Raw genomic sequence first — 1,663 nt, forward strand, 5'->3', positions numbered from 1 at the left:
AACACGCCGGCGATCATGGCCACGGAGGCCGAGTACAGCGAGATGTGGGCACAGGACGCCACGGCGATGTACGGCTACGCCGCCAATTCGGCCGCGGCGTCGGCGTTTTCGACGTTCACCCCGCCGCCCCAGACGACCAATCCAGGCGGTGTCGCCGGGCAGGCCGGCGCCCAGGCCGCCAGCAACGCCCCGACGACGACGGCGCAGTTGATGTCCTCGGTGCCGCAAACGCTGCAGACCCTGGCGACCCCGGGCGCCGCGTCGGGCACCGGGCTGTCACCGGCGGCGGCGGGCACCGCGACCTCGCTGGGATCGTCGGGCGCTTCGGCCTCGCTCAGCGCGCTGTCGAGTCTGACCGGCGCGACCGGCAAGACCGCCACCAAGGGCGCCAGCACCGGCGCGAGCGCGCTGTCCGGATTGACCTCGAGCCTGACGTCCGCGCTGGGCGGGAACGGCGCTGCCCTGACCGATGTGCTTGGCCTGGGCTCCGACCTCGCCGGACTGGGCGGCGACAGTGCGGGGCTGGGCACTGACGGCGCCGGACTCGGCTTCGACGGCTACGGCCTGTCGCTGGACTTTCAGGGCGCGGGCTCGATCATCGGGGCAGAGAACGGCGCGGGTCTGGGGGAGCTGGGCGGTTTGGGAGGCCTCGGGCCAACCGGGGGCCTGGGCGCGGGCGCCGCGGCCAGCGTCGGTCAGGCGCCCTCGCTCGGCACCCTGTCGGTGCCGCCGACGTGGGCCGACGCCGTGTCGTCGGTCACGCCGTTGCCCGCGCTGGACGCCAACGCCATGCCCGGCGGGTGGGGCGCGGCGCCCGGGTCAACACCGACCGCGGGCATCTCCAAGCTGCCGCTGGGCGGCATGGTCGGGCGCGAGTCCGACGGCGCGGTCCAGCGAATCGGGTTCCGCTCCTCGCTGATGCCACGCTCCCCGGTGGCCGGCTAGGGCGGTGACTCCGCGGGGCAGCAACATATATGTGTTTCATATGTGTTCGGCCAGCGTGCTTGATACCAGCTCGGATTGTAAAAAGACTGGGATGCGGCGCTGTTGGCTTGCGGGCCAACGGAACACACCGCCAGCAGGACGGTTCAACAATCGCCGTCACGGCACAACGGCCGGCGCCCGGACGGCGCATGCCAGGTCAATGAGCCCATGACCCGGTCGTGATCATCAAGGCAAATCGAGGCGCCGGGGTGAGCGCCGCATGAATTGGGCCGGCCATTCGACGGCGTAAACGGAGGGGACAGTTGATGGATTTTGGTGCGTTGCCGCCGGAGATCAATTCCGGTCGGATGTATCTGGGGCCGGGGCCCGGAACCTTGCTGACCGCTTCGGCGGGGTGGGAGTCGCTGGCGGCCGAGCTGGCCGATGCGGCCGGCGGGTATCAGTCGGTGATCGCGAGTCTGATCGACGAGTCGTGGCTGGGGCCGGCGTCGGTGTCGATGACGGCCGCGGTGACGCCGTATGTCTCGTGGATGACGGCCACGTCCGCGCAATGTGAGCAGGCGGCCGCGCAGGCCACGGCGGCGGCGGCGGCTTTCGAGGCGGCATACGCGATGACGGTGCCGCCGCCGTTGATCGCGGCGAACCGTGCGCAGCTCATGGCGTTGGTCGCGACGAACATCTTCGGGCAGAACACGCCGGCGATCATGGCCACGGAGGC

At 71.0% G+C, this 1,663-nt stretch carries 2 protein-coding genes; both read left to right on the plus strand.

Annotated elements, in window-relative coordinates; all coding sequences use genetic code 11:
- Nucleotides 1-945, plus strand: a 945-nt coding sequence (locus tag A5673_RS05050) for a PPE domain-containing protein (RefSeq protein ID WP_068227843.1), incomplete at its 5' end; no start/stop codon positions are given.
- A 305-nt stretch (nt 946-1,250) separates the two neighbouring features.
- A partial coding sequence (locus A5673_RS05055) for a PPE family protein (RefSeq protein WP_156747865.1) occupies nt 1,251-1,663 on the plus strand: 413 nt, incomplete at its 3' end.

This window comes from Mycobacterium sp. E3198 (assembly GCF_001667015.1).
Classification (GTDB): Bacteria; Actinomycetota; Actinomycetes; order Mycobacteriales; family Mycobacteriaceae; genus Mycobacterium.